Raw genomic sequence first — 22174 nt, 5'->3', positions numbered from 1 at the left:
CATCCTCGCCCGCGCCTGGCTGTTCGTCATCTGGCACTGCTGGCAGGACAACCTCGCCTACGACCCGGACAAACACGGCGCCCTCCAACGACTGAACGCCCACCAACAACCGGCGGCTTGACACAGGGCAACTCATGCCTCGACGGCGTCGTAGGCGGACAGCGCCTCCACCGCCCGGCGGCGCACCTCGTCGACCAGTTCGGCCGGTTCGAGCACCGTGATTCCGGAACCGAACCCGAGCACGAGCCGGGCCATCCACTCGAGCGCCCCGTAACTCATGCTCGCCTCGACCGAACCGTCGGCGGCGACTGTCCGCACATCCATCGGGTAATAGTCGAGCACCCACACGCAGTCGGCGCCGATGTGCAACCGGGCCTGAGGAAGGGACGCGTCGCCGCTGAACAATTCCAGGTTGGAATCCCGCACGAGAGCCTGGGCCGGCGGTGTGGACGGCTCGTCGAGCTCGGTGGCGGCGTCGATCCGGTCGAGCCGGAACAGCCGGACCCCCTCGGCCTGCCGGCACCACGCCTGCAGATAACTCTGGTTGTCGACCAGCACGACCCGCACCGGATCCACGGTGCGCTCGGTAACCCGGTCCCGGGACGCCGAATAGTACGTCAGGTGCAGTGCACGCCGACGATGGAGCGCGGACCGCACCGCGGCGGCGATGGGATCTTCCGCCACGTCCTCCACCGCATCCCGCTCCGACGCCGGCGTCACCGCCGCGCGGGCCGCCGCAGTCCCCGCGGCGTCCTCGATCTTCGCGATCGCACTGTGCGCCGCGGACGGATCGACCATGCCCGGCATCTCCACCAGCGAACGCAGGGCAATCAGCAGGGCGGTCGCCTCGGTGGACGTCAACCGCAGCGGGCGGTCGATGCCCGCCGAGAACGTCACCTCGATGCTCTCCTCGGAGAAGGAGAGGTCGATGAGGTCGCCCGGACCGTAGCCGGGCAGGCCGCACACCCACAACTGGTTGAGGTCGGACATCAGCTGTGTGGTGGTGACGCCCAGTTCGGCGGCAGCCTCGGCCGCACTCATCCCGGGGTTCGCGATGAAGTACGGCACCAGATTGAGGAGCCGGGACAGTCTCGACGACAGCCTGTTACTCACGACGTCCCCCTTCCCCTGCGGCGTCCTTCAGCTTGGTCAGCACATCGTGGCGTAGTTCTGGCGGATCGAGGACCAGGGCGTCTGCCCCGTGGCCCGCAACCAGCCGCGCGATCCAGTCCCGGGAGCGGACCGGGATCCCGAGCACGGTGCCGCTGCGCTCGTTCACCCGCTTCTCCTCCGCCGTGGTCGCCAGTCGGCGCAGTTCCTGGGCTCGGCCCTCGGCCACCCACACTGTGGCGGTCCCGGTGACCTCACCCGAACCGGTGACCCGGTCGACGATCTCCCGGAGGTCGACACCCACCGGTTTGTGGACGACCCCGGACGGTCCGAACTCCGTCACGTCGTCGCCGATCCGCGACAACCGGAACGTCCGGACGGCACCCCGGTCGACGTCGTGACCGACGAGGTACCACCGGCCGTGCGCGGTGACGACACCCCAGGGTTCGACGGTGCGCTCGGTGTACGGCTCGTTGAGAGCACCGCGGTGCGGGAAGTGCACGGCGCGGCCGGCATCAACTGCCGCCAGCAGCTTGCCGAGCGCCGGCTCGGAGCCGCGGGTGCGGGCGGGCACCGCCGTGATCGGGGTGGCCGCCGAATCCGGATCCACCTGCACACCCGCCGCACGCAGCTTGAGCAGTGCCCCCTGGGCCGCGGACGTCAACTCCGGCGACTCCCACAGCTGGACCGCCACTGCGACCGCCGCGGACTCCTCCTGGCTGAGGTCGATGTCGGGAAGCTCGTACGCATTGCGGTTGATGCGGTAGCCCTCGACAGTCGAGAAGCGCGACGCCTGCCCGGTCTCGAGCGGAACACCGAGATCCCGGAGCTCGTTCTTGTCGCGCTCGAACATGCGGCTGAACGCCTCGTCGCTGGCGGAGTCGGCGTACCCGGCAACGCTCTCGCGAATCTTCTCGGCGGTGAGGAACTGTCTGGTGGACAACAAACAGATCACCAGGTTCATCAACCGCTCGATCTTGGAAGTCGGCACGCCCGGAAGCCTAGTGGGTGAGCCCGTTACGGACCCCCACAGCGCCGCTACATCGAGGCAATCAGGCGCTCCACCCGCTCGTCGACCGACCGGAACGGGTCCTTGCACAGCACGGTCCGCTGAGCCTGGTCGTTGAGCTTGAGGTGCACCCAGTCGACCGTGAAGTCGCGTCCGGCCTCCTGCGCCGCGGTGATGAACTCGCCGCGCAGCTTCGCCCGGGTGGTCTGCGGCGGAGTGTCCACCGCCGCCTCGATCGTCTCGTCCTCGGTGATCCTCTTCACCAGCCCCTTGCGCTGCAGCACGTCGAACACGCCGCGACCGCGCTTGATGTCGTGATACGCCAGATCCAGCTGCGCGATCTTCGGATCGGCCAGCTCGAAGCCGTGCCGGTCCTGGTAGCGCTGGAACAGCTTGCGCTTGATCACCCAGTCGATCTCCGTGTCGACCTTCGCGAAGTCCTGCGTCTCGACGGCGTCGAGCATGCGACCCCACAGTTCGACCACCTGCGTGACCTGCGGATCGGGATCCCGATTCTGCAGGTGTTCCACCGCGCGCGCGTGGTACTCCCGCTGAATGTCGAGGGCGCTGGCCTGCCGGCCGCCGGCGAGCCGCACCGGACGGCGTCCGGTGACGTCGTGGCTGACCTCGCGGATGGCGCGGATCGGGTTGTCGAGCGCGAAGTCGCGGAACGACACGCCGGCCTCGATCATCTCGAGCACGAGCGCCGCGGTGCCCACCTTCAGCATGGTGGTGGACTCGGACATGTTCGAGTCGCCGACGATCACGTGCAGGCGGCGGTACTTCTCCGCGTCGGCGTGCGGCTCGTCACGGGTGTTGATGATGGGCCGCGACCGCGTGGTCGCCGAGGACACACCCTCCCAGATGTGCTCGGCGCGCTGCGACAGGCAGAACGTGGCCGCCTTCGGCGTCTGCAGGACCTTGCCCGCGCCACAGATCAACTGCCGCGTCACCAGGAACGGGAGCAGCACGTCCGAGATCCGCGAGAATTCGCCGGCCCGGGCCACGAGGAAGTTCTCGTGACAGCCGTACGAATTGCCCGCCGAGTCCGTGTTGTTCTTGAACAGGTAGATGTCGCCGCCGATGCCTTCCTCGGCGAGCCGCTGTTCGGCGTCGATCAACAGCTCCTCGAGAACGCGCTCCCCCGCCCGGTCGTGGTTGACCAACTGGATGAGGTTGTCGCACTCGGCTGTCGCGTATTCGGGGTGTGAGCCGACGTCCAGATACAGGCGGGCACCGTTCCGGAGAAACACGTTGGAGCTCCGGCCCCACGACACCACCCGCCGGAACAGGTAGCGCGCAACCTCGTCCGGGCTCAGTCGCCTGTGACCATGGAAGGTGCAGGTCACACCGAACTCTGTCTCAATTCCCATGATTCGTCGCTGCACACCTCGAGAGTACAACGCCGATCACCCGGCGGAGCGGAAAAGCCCTCCGGCGACACCCCGCGCATACGCTGAGATGGTGAACCGACACTTACGCCGAATCCACCGGGCCGACGAGATCATCTTCGACCGCAGCGCCGATCTGAGCCCTTCCGGGCTCGACCTGGCCATGCGCTCCCTCAGCCGCGCGGCCGACAAGGGGCTCCTGTGGTGGTTCGTGGCGGCGGTGCTGGGACTGGTCGGCGGGCGCGCCCGTCGCGGTGGTGTGCGGGGCCTACTGTCCCTCGCGATGGCGAGCGGTCTGGCCAACGGCATCCTCAAACCCCTGTTCCCTCGGCGGCGCCCGCCGGCCCGCGTATGGACGAACGTGCTGCGCGGGGTGGCGATCCCCCGGTCCTCGTCGTTCCCGTCGGGTCATGCGGCGTCGGCGGCGGCATTCACCACGGGCGTCGCCCTGGAATCGCCCGCGACCGGTGCCGTCGTGGCCCCCCTTGCCGCCGCGGTCGCGTACTCCCGCGTGCACAACGGCGTGCACTGGCCGACGGACGTTGCCGCCGGGCTGATACTGGGCGGGGCCGTCGCTTCGGGCACCCGCCGCTGGTGGGCGGTGCGCACGGAGGATCCGGCAGAGCTGGGCCCCACCGTCGACGCACCGGCGCTACCGGGCGGTGAGGACCTGCTCGTGGTGGTCAACCCGGAGTCCGGACCGGACAGTGTCGATCCCAGCGAGGAAATCGCGACCGCTCTCCCCAAGACCCAGATACGCGCCCTCGACACCGACCACGATTTCGCCGAACAACTCGATGCCTGGGTGGCCGACACGAAGCCCCGCGCCCTCGGAGTGTGCGGTGGAGACGGGACCGTGGTCGCCGTCGCGTCCGCGGCAGCGCGTCACGCGTTGCCGCTGGCGGTGTTCCCGGGCGGAACGCTCAATCACTTCGCGCGGGACGCCGGCGTCGCCGACATCTCGGACACGGCGAACGCCGTCGAGACCGGACATGCGGTTCTCGTCGATCAGGCCGTCGTCCACACCGATGTCGCGGAGCCGGCGCCGTTCCTCAACACCGCCAGTCTCGGTGGCTATCCCGATGCGGTGCGACTGCGGGAGAAGTGGCAGCCGCGGTACGGGAAGTGGCCCGCGGCATGCGTGGCGATGATCCGGATTCTCTCCGCGGCAACGCCGCTCGCCGTCACCATCGACGGCAGACCCGTGAAGGTGTGGATGTTGTTCGTGGGGAACGGTCGGTATTCCCCTGCCGATCAGGTACCGATGTCGCGTCCCGCCATCACCGGCGGACTGCTCGACGTCCGGTACGTGCGGGCCGACCGGCGAGCGTCCCGGCCGCGGCTACTGTTCGCTGCCGCCACCGGGACACTCGGAAGCAGCCGGGTGTACGTGCGATCCCTCGTGCCCCGGCTCACCGTCCGTGTCGACGGCTCGCCGGTGGCGCTGGCCACCGACGGTGAAGTGGTCGCCGACGCCCTGAGGTTCGACTTCCGGTCGGTGCCCGAAGCGATCGCGGTGTACCGGCCTCAGTCCTGAGGGTCGGCCGGCTTCGTCTCGGTGTCCGGCTTCGACTCCGAAGCGGGCTCCGCGACGGCCGCAGGCGCTGCGGGGATCAGCTGTTCGAGCGCGGGTCCGGCGATCCGCCGGAACGCGCGGCGAGGCCGGGACTGATCGAGCACGGCCACCTCGAGGCTGGCCACGTCGACGTTCCGCTTCTCGCCTTCCCCGGCACCGCCCTGACGCAGAGCGTTGACCGCGATACCTACCGCCGCCTCGAGATCGAGGTCGGCACGGTACGACTCGCGCATGGCGGTCGCGATCGGCTCGGTCGTGCCACCCATCACGACGAAATGCTGTTCGTCGACAATGGATCCGTCGTAGGTGATCCGGTACAGCTGGGGAGCCTTCGGGCTGCCCACGCGCCCGACCTCCGCGACACAGATCTCCACCTCGTACGGCTTGGGCTGTTCGGTGAAGATCGTGCCCAGGGTCTGCGCGTACGCGTTGGCCAGCGATCGGCCCGTCACGTCACGACGGTCGTAGGAGTAGCCGCGCATGTCGGCGTGGACGATCCCGGCGCGTCGCAGGTTCTCGAACTCGTTGTACTTGCCGACGGCCGCGAAGCCGAGCCGGTCGTACAGTTCGCTGACCTTGTGCAGCGCGGTGGAGGGATTCTCGGCGACGAACAGCACGCCGTCGCGGAACGTGAGCACCACGACGCTGCGTCCGCGGGCAATTCCCTTGCGCGCCAATTCCGAGCGGTCCCGCATGATCTGCTCGGCGGAGGCGTAATACGGCATGGTCATCGCGCAGACCCCCCTTCTTCGGTGCGCTCGGCGACGATGCGCCGAGCCAACTCGGACGTCGTCTCCTCGGACACGTGCACGGCACCGGCCTGGGTGATCGTGACCGCGGTCGGGTAGATGCCGCGGGTCAGGTCGGGCCCACCGGTGGCCGAGTCGTCGTCGGCCGCGTCGTACAGCGATTCGATGGCCGCCCGCAGGGCGGTCTCCTCGTCGCTGTCCGGCGAGTAGATCTTCTTCAGTGCCGACTTCGCGAACAACGATCCCGAACCGACCGCGTGGTATCCGGCGCGTTCCTCGTACCGGCCGCCGACGACGTCGTACGACACGATGCGGCCCGCGCGGGCATCGTCGTCCGCGTCGAGGTCGTAGCCGACGAGCAGCGGGACGACCGCGAGACCCTGCATCGCCGCCCCGAGGTTGCCCCGCACCATCGACGCCAGGCGGTTGGCCTTGCCGTCGAACGTCAGCTGAACGCCCTCGATCTTCTCGTAGTGCTCGAGTTCGACGGCGAACAGGCGGACCAGTTCGATGGCGATCCCCGCGGTACCGGCGATACCGGCCGCCGAATATTCGTCGGTGACGTACACCTTCTCGACGTCCCGGCTGGCGATCAGGTTGCCCTGGGTCGCGCGCCGGTCCCCGGCGAGCAGGACGCCACCCTTGTAGGTGAGCGCCACGATCGTCGTTCCGTGCGGTGCGAGATCGCCGCTCTCCATCCCCTCACCACCCCGTGTCGAGTGCGAACGATGGCCGATCCGATTCTCCGGCAGCAATTCTGGTGCGTGACCACGCAGATACTCGGTGAACGAGCTCAGATTCGAACCGAAACTGAGCCTCGTGTCACCGTCGCCTGTCCGCAATGCCGGTCGATCCGCCGTCACTGGCCGCCCTTCTGGACATAGGCCCGGACGAAGTCCTCGGCGTTCTCCTCGAGGACGTCGTCGATCTCGTCGAGCAGGTCGTCGGTGTCTTCGGCCAGCTTTTCGCGACGTTCCTGACCCGCGGCACCGTCACCGCCCGGGGTGTCGTCCTCGTCGCCGCCACCAGTACGTTTGGTCTGCTCTTGTGCCATCGCAGCCGACCTCCTTGTGTGAAGGGAGCTCTTCTTCCGAGCGTCCTGTCCTGCCAAGCAGTCTGACTACATCATCCGCTCGGACCTTCACCCTACCGAGCGTCGCCGCCCCACGTGTGCCGACGCGACGGCGAGTTCTGGCGCAGATCCGTCCGCGACCGGTCGGCAGGTCAGTTCGTGAGCTCGTCGACGAGTTCTTTCGCGGTCTCCACCGACTCCAGCAACTCCCCCACGTGCGCCTTGCTGCCCCGCAACGGCTCGAGCGTGGGGATACGGACCAGGGAGTCGCCACCGAGATCAAAGATCACCGAATCCCAGCTCGCGGCCGCGATGTCGGCGCCGAACTTGCGCAGGCACTCACCCCGGAAGTAGGCGCGGGTATCGGTGGGCGGGGTGTCGACGGCGTCGAGCACCGCCTGCTCCGAGACGAGGCGTTCCATCGACCCCCGGGCGACCAGCCGGTTGTAGAGCCCCTTGTCCAGGCGGACGTCCGAGTACTGCAGATCGACGAGATGCAGTCGCGGCGCGGACCAGTTGAGGCCCTCCCGGTTCCGGAACCCCTCGAGCAGACGCAGCTTGGCCGGCCAGTCCAGCAGGTGAGCGCACTCCATCGGGTCCCGCTCGAGGAGGTCGAGCACCATCGCCCACTTCTCCAGCAGATCGGCCACGCGGGGGTCGTCGTTGCCCTCGGCGGACATGAACTTGTCGACTCGGTCCAGGTAGATCCGCTGCAACGCAAGCCCGGTCAGTTCCCGGCCGTCGGCCAGCGCGACCGTGGCGCGCAGCGTCGGGTCGTGGCTGATGTGGTGCACGGCGGTCACCGGGCGGGCCAGCTGCAGGTCGGTGAGGTCGACACCGGCCTCGATGAGATCGAGGACCAGCGCCGTCGTCCCGACCTTCAGGTACGTCGACATCTCGGCGAGGTTCGCGTCGCCGATGATGACGTGCAGACGCCGGTACTTGTCCGCGTCCGCGTGGGGTTCGTCGCGGGTGTTGATGATGCCGCGCTTGAGTGTCGTCTCGAGCCCGACCTCCACCTCGATGTAGTCGGCCCGCTGGGACAGCTGGAAGCCGGCCTCGTCACCGGACTGGCCGATGCCCACCCGGCCCGACCCACAGATCACCTGACGGGACGCGAAGAACGGCGTCAGCCCGTTGATCACTGCGGAGAACGGCGTGGCCCGGGACATCAGGTAGTTCTCGTGGGTGCCGTACGACGCGCCCTTGCCGTCCACGTTGTTCTTGTACAGCTGCAGTCGGGGGGCACCGGGAACGCTCGACGCGTGCCGGGCGGCCGCCTCCATCACCCGTTCGCCGGCCTTGTCCCAGATGACGGCGTCCAGGGGGTCGGTGACCTCCGGGGCCGAGTACTCGGGGTGCGCATGATCGACGTACAGCCGGGCGCCGTTGGTGAGGATCATGTTGGCTGCGCCGACCTCGTCGGCGTCGATCACCGGCGCCGGGCCGCTCAGCCGGCCCAGGTCGAATCCGCGGGCATCGCGCAGCGGGGATTCCACCTCGTAATCCCATCGGGTGCGCTTGGCGCGCGGCACTCCCGCTGCCGCCGCATAGGCCAGCACCGCCTGGGTGGACGTCAAGATCGGATTGGCCGAAGGCTCGCTGGGTGAGGAGATTCCGTACTCGACTTCGACACCGATGATCCGCTGCATGCTGCCGAGCCTATGCGATCACCCACACCACCCGGCGGCACACTCCTACCGCGCGAGCCGTCCACCGCCCGGCGACTACTCCGGCGAGCACTCCAGGTACTGGTCCGCCGAGATCGCCCGCAGCACCGTGCGGACCCCGGCGGGAGCCCAGGAGTGGGTGCTGTCGGTGACGATTCTCGGGTCCGTCAGGTGCACCGTCCGGCGGCGCGTCACGATGGTGCATCCCCCCGCCGCCACCACGTTTCGCACCCAGTCGCTCTGCGCACCGTACGTCAGCGCGAACCGGTAGCGGCCGTCGACGACGAACACGTTGACAGGTGTGCGATACGCCTTGCCCGACGTGCGGCCCCGGTGCTCGACCATGGCGAAACCGGGCAGGATCGTCGCGACGTGACGGCTCACCTGATTGGTGACGACCCGGTTGAACCGGGCGATCGAACGCGGCAACGCCATGACCTCTCACCCCTTCGGCACCGGAACGAGCATCCGACCTCGACAGTACCGACGTTCGCCGGGGTGCTGGCAGGATCGACACATGGATTCCGCACCGAACATCCCACCCGGCACGGACGAAGTGGTGGCGGTGTTCGACAGTGCGGGACGACCGGTGGGGACCGCTGCGCGTTCCCGCGTCTACGCCGAGGGGTTGTGGCACGCGAGTGCCGGCGTCCTCGTCCGATCCGGCGACGGGAAGCGCCTCTACGTGCACCGACGCTCGGACACGAAGACGGTGTTCGCCGGACATCACGACTGCCTGGCGGGCGGAGTGGTCGATCCCGGGGAAACCCCCGAGGAGGCCGCGAGCCGGGAACTGGCGGAGGAACTGGGCATCACCGGAGTGGGCCTCACCCCCATCGCGAGGGTGGCGTGGGACGGGCACTGGCAGGGTTTGCGGCTGCGCTGCCACCTGTACGCCTACGAGACGCACTGGGACGGGCCGATCGTCCACCAGGCCAGCGAGATCGCGTCGGGCTGGTGGTGGACGCCCCACGAACTGGTGACGCATCTGCGCGACCCGCAGTGGCCGTTCGTACCGGACACCCGGGCACTCCTCGCGGACTACCTCGTCACACGGGACCGCTGACCCCACAGCCGCCTGCGCGGCGGGAACCGTGTTCGAGTTCCCGCCGCGCAGGTGATGCCGAACGGCTTACAGGTACTGGCCCGTGTTGGATTCGGTGTCGATGGCGCGGCTCGCGCTCGCGTTCTTACCGGTGACCAGTGTGCGGATGTAGACGATCCGCTCACCCTTCTTGCCCGAGATCCGGGCCCAGTCGTCGGGGTTGGTGGTGTTCGGCAGGTCCTCGTTCTCCGAGAACTCGTCGACGATGGAGTCGAACAGGTGCTGGACCCGCAGACCCGGGGCACCGGTGTCGAGCACCGACTTGATCGCGTACTTCTTGGCGCGGTCGACGATGTTCTGGATCATCGCGCCCGAGTTGAAGTCCTTGAAGTACAGGACCTCCTTGTCGCCGTTGGCGTACGTGACCTCGAGGAAGCGGTTCTCCTCGCTCTCGGCGTACATGCGGTCGACGACCCGTTCGATCATCACCCGGATGCAGGCCGTACGGTCGCCGCCGAACTCCGCGATGTCGTCGCTGTGCACGGGCAGCGTCTCGACGAGGTACTTCGAGAAGATGTCCTGTGCCGACTCCGCGTCGGGGCGTTCGATCTTGATCTTCACGTCGAGGCGGCCGGGACGCAGGATCGCGGGGTCGATCATGTCCTCGCGGTTGGACGCGCCGATCACGATGACGTTCTCGAGTCCCTCGACACCGTCGATCTCACTGAGCAGCTGAGGCACGACGGTGGTCTCGACGTCGGAGGAGACACCCGATCCGCGGGTGCGGAAGATCGAATCCATCTCGTCGAAGAACACGATCACCGGGGTGCCCTCGGACGCCTTCTCCCGGGCCCGCTGGAAGATCAGCCGGATGTGCCGCTCGGTCTCGCCGACGAACTTGTTCAGCAGCTCGGGGCCCTTGATGTTGAGGAAGTAGGACTTGGCTTCCTTGCTGTCCTGCCCCCGGGCCTCCGCGATCTTCTTCGCGAGCGAGTTGGCGACCGCCTTGGCGATGAGCGTTTTACCGCACCCGGGCGGACCGTAGAGGAGCACACCCTTCGGTGGCCGGAGCTCGTATTCGTGGAACAGGTCCTTGTGGAGGAACGGCAACTCGACGGCGTCGCGGATCTGCTCGATCTGCCGTCCGAGGCCGCCGATGTCGTCGTAGTGCACGTCGGGAACCTCTTCGAGGACCAGATCCTCGACCTCGGCCTTGGGGATCCGCTCGAACGCGTACCCGGCCTTGGTGTCGACGAGGAGGGAGTCGCCCGGCCGGAGTTTGCGAGTAGGCGATTCCGCGTCGTACGCGATCGACTCCCGCTCGCTGTCCGCGTAGACGGTCGCGAGGGGTTCGGCCAGCCAGACGATCCGTTCCTCGTCGGCGTGGCCGACCACGAGGGCGCGCTGACCGTCGTCGAGGACCTCGCGCAACGTGCTGATCTCACCCACACGCTCGAAGTGGCCCGCTTCCACGATCGTGAGTGCCTCGTTGAGGCGCACGGTCTGGCCGAGCTTGAGGGTCTCGGCGTCGACGTTCGGGGAGCAGGTCAACCGCATCTTGCGACCGGAGGTGAACACGTCCACGGTCTGATCGTCGTGCACTCCGAGCAGCACGCCGTACCCGCTCGGCGGCTGGCCGAGGCGGTCGACTTCTTCTCGAAGGGCAATGAGCTGCTGACGGGCCTCCTTGAGGGTGTCCATCAGCTTCGTGTTCCGAATGGACAGCGAGTCCACTCGCGATTCCATCTCACGAAGCTGTTCCGGCGACTCCGCGAGCTGCCTGCGCAGTGCCGACGCCTCTGCGCGCAACGCCTCGAGCTCTCGTGCGGCCGCAACCGAATCGGGGTTCTCTGTCGAGCTCATGTGCGTCTCCTCCCAATGAGATCTATCAACGCTACCGGCACTGCCCGAATTCTGCGCCGTGACACGGATTCTGCCGATTGCGAATCGGCATACGTGACACCCCGGGCCACCGAACCTCTCATGTTAGCCTTACCTACCTGTCGAGCAGTTTCCTCTCTGTTCTGTGTAACGAAAGGGTTCGTCGTGATAATCCGCAAGCCCCTGAACGGCACATCCTTCATCGGGCGGTCCGTGGTTGCCGTGGGCGCGGTGGTTCTCGCGCTCGGGATGTCGGCCTGCTCGTCCGACGACGCTTCCGACGCCGCGGAAGCGACGTCCGCGGCCACGTCGTCCGCGGCAGCCGAGGCGGTTGCCGCCCCCACGTCGGAGGAACTGCTCGGCACGCTCCAGCTGCTCGTGGACCCCGCGCGACCGGTCGACGAGAAGACCGCCGTGGTCGTCGACGGTGAGGAACGCCGCTCGAATCTCGAGGCCATGACAGCGGCCATGGCCAACTACCCGGTGTCCTTCACGGTCACGGATGTGCAGGTAGAGGGCGATACCGCGACGGCGAACGTCGCGATCGTCAGCCCGCACGGCACGGCCGCTCCGACCGCGTGGACGTGGGAGAACGTCGACGGCACCTGGAAGGTGTCGGACGAGAGCACGTGCACCCTGCTGGGCATGGCACGCGCCGGCTGCAGCTAGCTTTCCCTCCTTCGGCGGCACCCTCTCCGGGCGCCACCGAAGGCATGTCTCAGCCCTTGCCCGACCGGCGCTGCGGCTTGGGAGTGACGGTTCCCTCGGCGAGACGCCGGGCGCTCACCAGGAAAGCGGTGTGGCCCTGCATCCGGTGTTCCGGGCGCACGGCGAGCCCGACGACGTGCCACCCGCGGACGATCGATTCCCAGGACCGCGGCTCCGTCCAGCACTCCTGCTCGCGCATCGCCTCGACCACCTTCGAGAGCTGCGTCACAGTGGCGACGTAGACGATGAGCACGCCGCCGGGAACCAGCGCCTTGGACACCGCGGGCAGCGCGTCCCAGGGGGCGAGCATGTCGAGGACCACCCGGTCGACCCGACCGCCCGCCGCGTCGGCATCGAACTCGGCGACGTCGGCGATGGTCAGGTCCCAGTTCTCGGGACGCTCCCCGAAGAACGTCTCGACGTTCCGGACCGCGTGTTCGGCGTGGTCGTCGCGCACCTCGTACGAGATGACCCGGCCTTCCGGTCCGACCGCCCGCAGCAGTGAGCACGTCAGCGCGCCCGAGCCGGCGCCGGCCTCGAGCACGCGGGCGCCGGGGAACACGTCGCCCTCGTGGACGATCTGCGCGGCGTCCTTCGGGTAGATGACCTGCGCCCCGCGGGGCATCGACAGGATGTAGTCGACGAGCAGCGGTCGCAGCGCGAGGTACGGGGTGCCGTTGGTCGACTTGACCACACTGCCCTCGTCGGTGCCGATCAGGTCGTCGTGCAGGATGCCGCCGCGGTGGGTGTGGAACTCCTTGCCGGCCTCCAGGTTGACCGTGTAGTGCCGGCCTTTGGCGTCCGTCAACTGGACGCGATCGCCCACCCGAAACGGTCCGCTCGGTCGCGTTTCGCGTCCCACCATCGTCACCGACTCCTCAGCCTGTTCGTCCGGCGCCGTCCGACGCCCACACCGCGCCCCGACTCGACTGTCGGACCGGGGGCCTACCCTGCCAGGTGTGAGCATCTCAGAGTCGCCAGCCCCCGTCACAAAGGGTTCCCCGTCACAGCCCGGCGACACTTCGGCCACCCGGAGGCGGCCCGCCCTGTCGCCGTCCCGCGCCGGCGACTTCAAGCAGTGCCCGCTCCTCTACCGCTTCCGCGCGGTCGATCGGCTCCCGGAGGCGCCGTCGCGCGCGCAGGTGAAGGGCACGGTCGTGCACGCCGCGCTGGAGACCCTGTTCGGGCTGCCCGCGGCCGATCGCGTTCCGCAGAAGGCGGTCGATCTGGTCCTCCCGTCCTGGGAGCGCATTCTCGCCGAGGCCCCCGACCTGGTCGACCTGGTCCCCGAGGATCAGCGTGAACCATTCCTCGACGAGGCGCGTTCCCTCGTCACCGCCTATTACGCGCTGGAAGACCCCACCCGGTTCGAGGCCGAATCGTGCGAACAGCGCGTCGAGACCGAACTCGCCGACGGGGTGCTGCTCCGGGGGTTCGTCGACCGCATCGACGTCGCCCCCACCGGGGAGGTGCGGGTGGTCGACTACAAGACCGGCCGTGCACCACGCGAGATGTCCGAGTCCAAGGCGCTGTTCCAGATGAAGTTCTACGCGCTGGTCCTGCTGCGCACCCGCGGCATCGTCCCCGCGCAGTTGCGGCTGCTGTACCTGGCGTCCGGCACGGTCCTCACCTATGCCCCCGACGAGGATGAACTGCTGCGGTTCGAGCGAACGCTGTCGGCGATCTGGAAGGCCATCCTGGCGGCCGGTGTCACCGGCGATTTCCGACCCAAGCCGAGCCGGCTCTGCGACTGGTGTGATCATAAGTCCCGGTGCCCCTCGTTCGGTGGAACGCCGCCTCCCTACCCGGGATGGCCGGAGGGGGCCGCCGAAGACGCACCGGGTTTCGAGGAGATTGTCGAATGAGTTCCGAGTCTATTACGTACCACTCGGTTCGGAGGCACTGAGTGCGCCGGAAGTGGACTCGGACCAGAAGGTCACCGTCGAGCGGTTCGACAGCACGGATCTGACGATCAGCGTGTGGGCCGAGACGATGCAGCACGGAGCTCCGCCGTCCGCGTTGCTCGTGCGGGCGCTCGAGCGCTGCGCCCCACGCGACGACGTGCGTCTCACCCGGGTCGTGGTCGAGATCCTCGGTCCCATCCCGATCGCCGAACTCGAGGTCCGGTCGTGGGTGCAGCGACCGGGACGCCGGGTGGAGCTGGTGGTCGCCGAATTGTGGACCGTCGGCGACCGGCCCCGTGCCGTGGCGCGGGGCTCTGCCTGGCGGATGGAGACCGTCGACACCAGCGACGCCGTCCACATCGTCGACCCGCCGCTCGAACCGCGGTCCACCGGCCGGGAGGGCAAGTTCAGCGAGGCCTGGGATTCGGGCTACCTGACGACCCTCGACTGGCGGTGGATCGCCGAAATGGGAGGCGAGGGCCCGGGCAAGCTGTGGGCGCGGCCGCGGCCCGCACTGGTCCTCGGCGAGACCATGACGCCGCTCGAGCGGCTGTTTTCCATCGCGGACATCGCCAACGGTGTGGGATCGAAACTCGACCCGGCACACTGGACGTTCCTCAACACGGACCTCACCGTGCACATCTTCCGGATCCCCGAGGGCGACTGGGTGGGGGTCGGCTCCGAAACCTCCATCGGACCCGATGGAGTGGGAATGTGCGCGGGCGTGCTCTACGACGAGACCGGCGCCGTCGGCCGGATCGCCCAGACCGTGCAGGTCCGCGCCCGCCCCTGAGCGGAGCGAGCGCGGAACATGTTGCGGTGGAACGAGATCAGAGTGCCCGGCAGGACCGGATGTTGGACGCGAGGATGGCCTTGGCACCGAGGTCCGCGAGTTCGTCCATGACCCCGTTGTGGCCCTTGATCGGCACCATCGCCCGGACCGCGACCCAGTTCTCGTCGGCGAGCGGCGACAGCGTCGGCGACTCCAGACCCGGGGTGATCTTCAACGCGTCGTCGAGGATCGTCTTGGGGCAGTCGTAGTCGAGCATCAGGTTCTGCTGCGCGAACACGATGCCGCGCACCCGCTCCACCAGCTGGTTGCGCGCGGAATCGTCGGCGGGCGAACCGGCGCGCTCGATGAGCACACCCTCGGAGTCGCACAGGGTGTCGCCGAACGCGACCAGGTTGTGCTGGCGCAGCGTGCGGCCGGAGCCGACGACGTCGGCGATGGCGTCGGCGACGCCGAGCTGGATCGAGATCTCCACGGCGCCGTCGAGGCGAATGACCGAGGCCTCGATCCCGCGCGCGGACAGGTCGTCGCGCACCAGGTTTGGGTAGGACGTGGCGATCCGGAGCCCGGCGAGGTCCTCGACCGACCAGTCCTTGCCCGCGGGGGCGGCGTACCGGAACGAGGAGCGGCCGAAGCCGAGCGACAGCCGTTCGGAAACCGGGGCACCCGAGTCGCGGGCGAGGTCGCGGCCGGTGATGCCGAGATCGAGTTCACCGGATCCGACGTAGATCGCGATGTCCTTGGGGCGCAGGAAGAAGAACTCGACCTGGTTGGACGGGTCGAGGACGGTCAGGTCGCGGGAGTCGGTGCGACGGCGGTAGCCGGCCTCGCTGAGGATTTCGGCGGCGGACTCGGACAGCGAGCCCTTGTTGGGGACTGCGACGCGCAGCATGGCTGAGGGTTCCTTTCGGGAGCGGGTGGAGGAGTCTCGATCACCGATCACAGATGTCGGTAGACGTCCTCGAGCTTCAGGCCCTTACCCACCATCAGCACCTGCGTCCAGTACAGCAGCTGAGAGATCTCCTCGGCGAGCGCCTCGTCGCTCTCGTGTTCGGCGGCGATCCACACCTCACCCGCCTCTTCGAGGATCTTCTTTCCCTGTGCATGTACGCCGGCGTCCAAGGCGGCAACGGTGCCGGACCCCTCGGGGCGGGTAGCGGCACGCTCGGTCAGCTCGGCGAACAGGGATTCGAAGGTCTTCACGAGGACCCATTGTTTCACGCCGCCGCGGACGTCTCCGAACCGGTCACCACCCGAGTGTGCGGCGACTCTCGAACCGGCGGACCTCGCCCGAACGGGGATCGGTGAACTCGATGGCCCGCGCCAGCAACCGCAGCGGGGTCGAGAAGTCGCCGGGCTCGGATCGGTGGAAGTCCGGGTAGTAGTTGTCGCCCTCGATCGGCAGCCCCAGCGACGACATGTGCAACCGCAGTTGGTGTGTCCGGCCGGTCTTCGGCAGCAGCCGGTACCGCGCGCGTTCCTCCCGGGTCTCGATCAGGTCGACGACGGTCTCACTGTTAGGTTCGCCCGGTTCCTCCGTCGCCGTCATGATCCCGTGTTCCTTGACGATGCGGCTGCGGATGGTGCGCGGAAACGCGAGCGCGGGATCGTGCCCGGCGACGGCCTCGTATTCCTTGGTGACCTGCTGGGAGACGAACAGTTCCTGATACGGCCGGCGGTCTTCCCGCCTGATCAGGAACACCAGGACGCCGGCCGTCATCCGGTCGAGCCGGTGGGCCGGCGTGAGGTCGGGCAGGTCGAGCGCCCGCCGCAACCGCACGACCGCCGTCTCGGTGATGTGCGCGCCCCGCGGAATGGTTGCGAGGAAATGGGGTTTGTCGATCACCACGAGGTGGTCGTCGCGGTGCAGGATGTCGATCTCGAACGGAACCGGGATCTCGGGTGCGGGGTCGCGGTAGAAGTAGACGAAACGGGTCGGGGCATAACGGGTCCCGCGGTCGACCACCCTGCCGTGTTCGTCGACGACTTCCCCGCCGTCGATCAGGGACAGCCAGTGCGCGCGCTCGTCCGGGAAGGTCTCGACCAGGAACTCGGCGACCGTCTTCGCACCGTCGCCTGCCGGCATCCGGATGCGATCGGGACCGAGGCCGTTGCGGACCGGCAGGGGCGCCCCCACCACCTCAGCCCGCCCGATTCTCGGTGCAGCCGGCGCAGACGAGCACGAGGTCGCGACCCCGGTCGTCCGGCAGATTCTCGTACCGCGACGTCGGACCACCGCACTTGCTGCAGCGCCCCAGAGTCTTGGCCTGATCGCTGAACTCGATGTTCATCCGCTTGTCGAAGACGTACAGCGACCCCTCCCACAGGCCCGTGTCGCCGAACGCCTCGCCGTAGCGGACGATGCCGCCGTCCAGTTGGTAGACCTCACCGAACCCGCGCGAGCGCATCAGCGAGGACAGGACCTCACACCGCACTCCCCCGGTGCAGTAGGTGACGACGGCCTTGTCCTTCAGATGGTCGTACCTGCCGCTGTCGAGTTCGTGCACGAACTCACGCGTGGTCGACACGTTGGGGACGACGGCGTCCCGGAAGCGGCCGATCTCCGCCTCGAAGCTGTTGCGCCCGTCGAAGAAGACGACGTCGTCACCGCGACCCTCGACCAGTCGGTGCACCTGTTCGGGCGCCAGGTGGGTTCCGCCACCGACGACGCCGTCCGCGTCCACCGTCAGCTCGCCCGGCGCACCGAACGTCACGATCTCCGACCGCACCTTGACGCTCAGCCGCGGGAAGTCGTCACCGAGCCCGTCGGACCACTTCATGTCGGCGTCCTTGAAGGGCGCGTAGCTGCGCGTCCCCTTCACGTACCGCTTGACATCGCGGATGTCGCCGCCGACCGTCGCGTTGATGCCGTGCTCGGAGACGAGGATCCGGCCGGTGAGGTTGTTCGCCTCGGCGAGTGTGTACTGCCACAGCCGTATCGCCTCCGGGTCGGCGAGCGGAGCGAACACGTAGAACAGCACGATTTTCGGAACAGCCACGGGAAACCAGACTACCTAGAGACGGACACCACTCCGCTGCGCCCACACATCGGCCAGGTCGGAACCGGTGAGGCCCTCGAGACTGTCCCGGAACACCCGCCCCGGGCCGTCGGCCACCGCGATCTCGCACGGGACGATCAGGACGATGCACCCTGCGGCCTGCGCGGACGCCGCACCGGTGGGCGAGTCCTCGATGGCGAGGCACTGGGACGGATCCAGTCCCAGCAGTTCCGCGCCCCGCAGGTACGGGTCGGGATGCGGTTTGCCTGCCGGCACCTCGTCGCCGCACACCGAGTGGTCGAAGTGGTGCCTGCCGAGCGTCTCGAGTGCCCGCTCGGTGAGCCGGCGCTCGGTGTTGGTCACCAGCGCCGACCTCAGGCCGTGCGCCCGGACGGTCTGCAGTGCGTCGTGGGCGCCCGGCCGCCACGGGATCCCGTCGCCGAACAATTCCTCGACGCGGGTGAACATCCATTCCTTGGCCTCGGCGAGCGCCGCCGGAGCCCGGTCGAGCCCGAGGGCATCGAAGATGACGCCGAGAGCGGTGGCGCTGGACGCACCGATCGTCTTCAGCCGCGTCTCCTCGGTCATCGGACCACCGAGGTGCAGCGACAACTCGCGGACCGCGACGTCCCACATCTTCTCGGAATCGAGCAGCGTTCCGTCCATGTCCCACAGAACTCCTGCGAGACCGTCGAATGCATCAGACATTGAAGTACTTCGCTTCGGGGTGGTGCAGCACGAACGCATCCGTGGACTGCTCGGGATGCAACTGCAGTTCCTCCGACAACTTCACACCGATCCGTTCGGGTTCGAGGAGGGCAACCATCTTCGCGCGGTCCTCCAGGTTGGGGCAGGCGCCATACCCGAAGGAGTAGCGGGCGCCGCGGTAGGCGAGGTCGAAGAATCCGGACACCTCGGACGGGTCCTGCTCGGCCACGTTGTGACCGCCGGGCAGCACGAGTTCCTCGCGGACCCGTTGATGCCAGTACTCGGCCAGCGATTCCGTCAGTTGCACGCCGATGCCGTGCACCTCGAGGTAGTCGCGGTACGCGTTGGCGGCGAACAACTCGTTCGCGAAATCCGCGATCGGCTGCCCCATGGTGACGAGCTGCATCGGGAACACGTCGACCTGACCGGTCTCCTTCGCCTCGGTGCGGGACCGGACGAAGTCGGCGACGCACAGGAAGCGGTCGCGGTGCTGGCGCGGGAACGTGAACCGGAAGCGCTCCTCCGCGTCGGGTGTCGGGTCGGTGAGCACGACCACGTCGTCGCCCTCGGACACCGCGGGGAAGTAGCCATACACGACAGCGGCGTGCGCGAGGATTCCCTCGGTGCTCAGCCGGTCGAGCCAGTACCGCAGGCGGGGGCGGCCTTCCGTCTCCACCAGTTCCTCGTAGGTGGGACCGTCACCGGAACGCTGCCCGCGCAGACCCCACTGCCCGAGGAACAGGGCACGCTCGTCCAGCAGCCCCGAGTAATCCGACAGCGAGACGCCCTTGACGATCCGGTTGCCCCAGAACGGCGGGCTCGGGACCACGATGTCGGTGGCCACGTCGGATCGCTCGGGCACCTCGATCGGGGTCTCGGCGGCCTTGCGCTTCTCCGCGATCCGCTTGGACCGCTCGTGCCGTGCCTTGCGTTCGGCCGCCTTCTCGCGGGCCGCGATCGCTTCCGGGCTGTCCGGGTCGGGTCCGCCGCCACGCTTGACGGCCATGATCTCGTCCATCCGGTGCAGGCCCTCGAACGCGTCGCGCGCGTAGCTGACGTCGCCCTCGTACACCTCGGCCAGATCGTTCTCCACGTACGAACGGGTCAGCGCGGCACCGCCGAGGAGGACGGGGAACTTCTCCGCGACACCCTTGGCGTTGAGTTCCTTCAGATTGTCCTTCATCACCACGGTCGACTTCACGAGCAGACCGGACATCCCGATGACGTCGGCCCTCTGTTCGATCGCCGCGTCGAGGATCGTCGCGATCGGCTGCTTGATGCCAAGGTTCACCACGTCGTACCCGTTGTTGCTCAGGATGATGTCGACGAGGTTCTTGCCGATGTCGTGGACGTCGCCCTTCACGGTGGCGATGACGATGCGGCCCTTGCCGTCCTCGTCGGTGGCCTCCATGTGCGGTTCGAGGTGCGCCACGGCCGCCTTCATCACCTCGGCCGACTGCAGCACGAACGGCAACTGCATCTGCCCGGACCCGAAGAGTTCGCCGACGGTCTTCATGCCGGACAGCAGCGTCTCGTTGATGATCGCGAGCGGCGGCTTCTCCTCCATCGCCGCGGTGAGGTCGTCGTCGAGGCCGTTGCGTTCACCGTCGACGATGCGACGTTCCAGCCGCTCGAACAGCGGAAGCGCCGCCAGTTCCTGGGCGCGGGATTCGCGCGCCGACGCCGCGGAGACGCCCTCGAACAGTTCCATCAGTTTCTGCAGCGGGTCGTAGCCCTCGCGGCGGCGGTCGTACACCAGGTCGAGGGCCGTTTCCCGCTGTTCGTCGGGGATCCGCGCCATCGGCAGGATCTTCGACGCGTGCACGATGGCCGTGTCCAGGCCGGCCTCGGTGCACTCGTGCAGAAACACCGAGTTCAGGACCTGCCGGGCCGCCGGGTTGAGACCGAACGAGATGTTGGACACGCCGAGTGTGAAGTGCACCCGCGGATGCCGCTTCTTGAGCTCACGGATCGCCTCGATCGTTTCGATGCCGTCGCGGCGAACCTCTTCCTGACCGGTGGAGATCGGGAACGTCAACGCGTCGATGATGATGTCGGACTCGTCGAGGCCCCAGTTCGCGGTGATGTCTTCGAGCAGGCGCTCGGCGATGCGGACCTTGTGCTCCGCGGTGCGCGCCTGGCCCTCCTCGTCGATGGTCAGCGCGACGACGGCGGCGCCGTGCTCCGTGACGAGCCGCATGATCTTCTGGAACCGCGAGTCCGGTCCGTCGCCGTCCTCGTAGTTGACGGAGTTCACGGCGCAGCGTCCGCCGAGGTGCTCGAGGCCGGCCTGCAGGACCGCAGGCTCGGTGGAGTCGAGCATGATCGGCAGCGTCGACGACGTCGCGAACCGGCTTGCGAGGGCGGCCATGTCGACGGCACCGTCGCGTCCGACGTAGTCGACGTTGAGGTCGAGCATGTGGGCGCCGTCGCGGGTCTGGTCCTTCGCGATGTCGAGGCACTTCTGGTAGTCCTCGGCGATCATCGCCTCACGAAATGCCTTGGAGCCGTTGGTGTTCGTGCGTTCACCGATCATCAGGATGCTGGCGTCCTGCTGGAACGGCACCGCCGTGTACAGCGAGGACGTCCCCGACTCGTGCACCGGGTTCCGCTCGGCCTTCTCCACCAGGCGGACCGCTTCGGCCACCTGCCGGATGTGCTCCGGGGTGGTGCCGCAGCAGCCGCCGACCAGACCGAGACCGAACTCGGTGACGAAGCCGCTGAGCGCCTCGGCGAGCTCCTCCGCGGTGAGCGGGTACTCGGCGCCGTTCGGGCCGAGCTGCGGCAGTCCGGCGTTGGGCATCACCGACACCGGGAGGGAGCTGTACTTGGACAGGTGGCGGAGATGTTCGCTCATCTCGGCGGGTCCGGTCGCGCAGTTGAGGCCGATCATGTCGATACCGAGCGGCTCGAGCGCGGTCAGCGCGGCACCGATCTCGCTGCCGAGGAGCATCGTGCCGGTGGTCTCGACCGTGACGTGGGTGATGATCGGCAGCCGCGCCCCCAGCGCCTCCATCGCCCGCTGACTGCCGAGGATGGCGGCCTTCACCTGCAGCAGGTCCTGGCAGGTCTCGACGAGGATCGCGTCGGCTCCCCCGTCGATCATGCCCATCGCGGCTTCCGCGTAGGCGTCGCGGAGGATCGCGAACGGCGCGTGGCCCAGCGTCGGCAGCTTGGTTCCGGGTCCCATCGAACCCAGGACGAAGCGGCCCATGCCGTCGCGTCCGGGCCCCATCTCGTCGGCCACGTCACGCGCCAGCCGGGTGCCCTTCTCGGCCAGTTCCCGGATACGGTCCGAAATGTCGTAATCGGCGAGGTTGGGTAGGTTGCACCCGAACGTGTTGGTCTCGACGGCGTCGGCCCCGGCCTCGAAGTACGCGCGGTGGATGTCTTTCAGCACGTCAGGGCGGGTGTCGTTGAGGATTTCGTTGCAGCCTTCGAGCCCGAGGAAGTCGTCGAGCGTGAGGTCCGCGGCCTGCAACATGGTGCCCATGGCTCCGTCGCCGATGACAACGCGCTGGTTCAACGCATCGAGCAGGGCAGAGTGAAATGGCGCAGACAT

At 68.0% G+C, this 22174-nt stretch carries 21 protein-coding genes; 5 read left to right on the top strand and 16 right to left on the bottom strand.

Annotated elements, in window-relative coordinates; genetic code table 11:
• Positions 1-132: 132 nt before the first annotated feature.
• Genes ACFWAY_RS35335 through pafA form a run of 3 tightly spaced genes read right to left on the bottom strand, consistent with a single transcriptional unit; the run spans position 133 to position 3507 of the window.
• Positions 133-1113, bottom strand: coding sequence for a helix-turn-helix transcriptional regulator (locus ACFWAY_RS35335; RefSeq protein WP_378454672.1), 981 nt, complete (start codon positions 1111-1113; stop codon positions 133-135).
• Positions 1106-2101: a helix-turn-helix transcriptional regulator gene (locus ACFWAY_RS35330; protein WP_378454673.1), complete on the bottom strand. Its 996-nt coding sequence runs from the start codon at positions 2099-2101 to the stop codon at positions 1106-1108. The genes ACFWAY_RS35335 and ACFWAY_RS35330 overlap by 8 nt, the downstream gene beginning before the upstream one ends.
• A 47-nt stretch (positions 2102-2148) precedes the next feature.
• Positions 2149-3507 (bottom strand): Pup--protein ligase, encoded by a 1359-nt coding sequence (pafA, locus tag ACFWAY_RS35325; RefSeq protein WP_201453095.1) that lies wholly within the window; start codon positions 3505-3507, stop codon positions 2149-2151.
• Positions 3508-3580: 73 nt separating this feature from the next.
• Here pafA and ACFWAY_RS35320 point away from each other — a divergent pair, with 73 nt between their 5' ends.
• Positions 3581-5047 carry a phosphatase PAP2 family protein gene (locus tag ACFWAY_RS35320; RefSeq protein WP_378454674.1) on the top strand — a complete coding sequence of 489 codons (1467 nt, stop codon included), beginning with the start codon at positions 3581-3583 and terminating at the stop codon, positions 5045-5047.
• Here the strand turns inward: ACFWAY_RS35320 and prcA are convergent.
• From prcA to ACFWAY_RS35295, 5 genes are all read right to left on the bottom strand, one after another.
• Positions 5038-5817 carry a proteasome subunit alpha gene (gene prcA / locus ACFWAY_RS35315; protein WP_378454675.1) on the bottom strand — a complete coding sequence of 260 codons (780 nt, stop codon included), beginning with the start codon at positions 5815-5817 and terminating at the stop codon, positions 5038-5040. The two genes, ACFWAY_RS35320 and prcA, sit on opposite strands and share 10 nt — an antisense overlap.
• On the bottom strand, positions 5814-6698 hold the full coding sequence (gene prcB, locus ACFWAY_RS35310) for a proteasome subunit beta (RefSeq protein ID WP_378454676.1): 885 nt from the start codon (positions 6696-6698) through the stop codon (positions 5814-5816). Before prcB ends, prcA begins: the two co-directional genes overlap by 4 nt.
• A complete protein-coding gene (locus tag ACFWAY_RS35305) occupies positions 6695-6889 on the bottom strand; it encodes a ubiquitin-like protein Pup (protein ID WP_005242990.1) in 195 nt (64 codons plus the stop codon). Before ACFWAY_RS35305 ends, prcB begins: the two co-directional genes overlap by 4 nt.
• Positions 6890-7059: 170 nt before the next feature.
• Positions 7060-8559, bottom strand: a complete 1500-nt coding sequence (gene dop, locus ACFWAY_RS35300; RefSeq protein WP_007299057.1) for a depupylase/deamidase Dop — start codon at positions 8557-8559, stop codon at positions 7060-7062.
• 75 nt (positions 8560-8634) lie between these two features.
• On the bottom strand, positions 8635-9012 hold the full coding sequence (locus tag ACFWAY_RS35295) for a nitroreductase family deazaflavin-dependent oxidoreductase (protein ID WP_378454678.1): 378 nt from the start codon (positions 9010-9012) through the stop codon (positions 8635-8637).
• Between the two features lie 82 nt (positions 9013-9094).
• On the opposite strand from ACFWAY_RS35295, the gene ACFWAY_RS35290 reads away from it, so the two are divergent.
• Entirely contained in the window at positions 9095-9643 is a 549-nt protein-coding gene (locus ACFWAY_RS35290; RefSeq protein WP_378454679.1) for an NUDIX domain-containing protein, read from the top strand.
• A 66-nt stretch (positions 9644-9709) separates the two neighbouring features.
• Here the strand turns inward: ACFWAY_RS35290 and arc are convergent, their stop codons facing one another.
• The gene (arc, locus tag ACFWAY_RS35285; RefSeq protein ID WP_378454680.1) at positions 9710-11485 is read right to left on the bottom strand and encodes a proteasome ATPase; all 1776 of its coding nucleotides are present in this window, start codon (positions 11483-11485) and stop codon (positions 9710-9712) included.
• A 183-nt stretch (positions 11486-11668) separates the two neighbouring features.
• Here arc and ACFWAY_RS35280 point away from each other — a divergent pair, with 183 nt between their 5' ends.
• Positions 11669-12172: a hypothetical protein gene (locus tag ACFWAY_RS35280; protein ID WP_378454681.1), complete on the top strand. Its 504-nt coding sequence runs from the start codon at positions 11669-11671 to the stop codon at positions 12170-12172.
• 49 nt (positions 12173-12221) lie between these two features.
• Here the strand turns inward: ACFWAY_RS35280 and ACFWAY_RS35275 are convergent, their stop codons facing one another.
• Positions 12222-13076, bottom strand: a complete 855-nt coding sequence (locus ACFWAY_RS35275) for a tRNA (adenine-N1)-methyltransferase (RefSeq protein ID WP_378454682.1) — start codon at positions 13074-13076, stop codon at positions 12222-12224.
• Positions 13077-13170: 94 nt separating this feature from the next.
• Here ACFWAY_RS35275 and ACFWAY_RS35270 point away from each other — a divergent pair, with 94 nt between their 5' ends.
• Together ACFWAY_RS35270 and ACFWAY_RS35265 are read left to right on the top strand one after the other, a co-directional pair.
• Positions 13171-14076 carry a RecB family exonuclease gene (locus tag ACFWAY_RS35270; protein ID WP_378513796.1) on the top strand — a complete coding sequence of 302 codons (906 nt, stop codon included), beginning with the start codon at positions 13171-13173 and terminating at the stop codon, positions 14074-14076.
• Positions 14077-14128: 52 nt separating this feature from the next.
• Positions 14129-14908, top strand: a complete 780-nt coding sequence (locus ACFWAY_RS35265) for a thioesterase family protein (RefSeq protein ID WP_378513795.1) — start codon at positions 14129-14131, stop codon at positions 14906-14908.
• A 37-nt stretch (positions 14909-14945) separates the two neighbouring features.
• On the opposite strand, the gene hisG is transcribed toward ACFWAY_RS35265, so the two are convergent.
• Genes hisG through metH form a run of 6 tightly spaced genes read right to left on the bottom strand, consistent with a single transcriptional unit; the run spans position 14946 to position 22174 of the window.
• A complete protein-coding gene (gene hisG / locus ACFWAY_RS35260) occupies positions 14946-15797 on the bottom strand; it encodes an ATP phosphoribosyltransferase (protein WP_378454685.1) in 852 nt (283 codons plus the stop codon).
• A gap of 47 nt (positions 15798-15844) precedes the next feature.
• The gene (locus ACFWAY_RS35255) at positions 15845-16126 is read right to left on the bottom strand and encodes a phosphoribosyl-ATP diphosphatase (RefSeq protein WP_378454686.1); all 282 of its coding nucleotides are present in this window, start codon (positions 16124-16126) and stop codon (positions 15845-15847) included.
• Positions 16127-16151: 25 nt separating this feature from the next.
• Positions 16152-17045, bottom strand: a complete 894-nt coding sequence (locus tag ACFWAY_RS35250) for a pseudouridine synthase (RefSeq protein ID WP_378454687.1) — start codon at positions 17043-17045, stop codon at positions 16152-16154.
• Position 17046: 1 nt separating this feature from the next.
• Complete coding sequence (locus ACFWAY_RS35245; RefSeq protein ID WP_378513794.1) at positions 17047-17904, bottom strand: rhodanese-related sulfurtransferase; 858 nt, start codon at positions 17902-17904, stop codon at positions 17047-17049.
• A 15-nt stretch (positions 17905-17919) separates the two neighbouring features.
• Complete coding sequence (locus ACFWAY_RS35240; protein ID WP_378513793.1) at positions 17920-18612, bottom strand: HAD family hydrolase; 693 nt, start codon at positions 18610-18612, stop codon at positions 17920-17922.
• On the bottom strand, positions 18605-22174 hold the full coding sequence (gene metH, locus ACFWAY_RS35235; RefSeq protein ID WP_378454690.1) for a methionine synthase: 3570 nt from the start codon (positions 22172-22174) through the stop codon (positions 18605-18607). Before metH ends, ACFWAY_RS35240 begins: the two co-directional genes overlap by 8 nt.

It is taken from the genome of Rhodococcus sp. NPDC059968 (assembly GCF_042738615.1).
Taxonomy (GTDB): Bacteria; Actinomycetota; Actinomycetes; order Mycobacteriales; family Mycobacteriaceae; genus Rhodococcus_F.
This window is presented reverse-complemented; position numbering and strand designations above follow the sequence as displayed.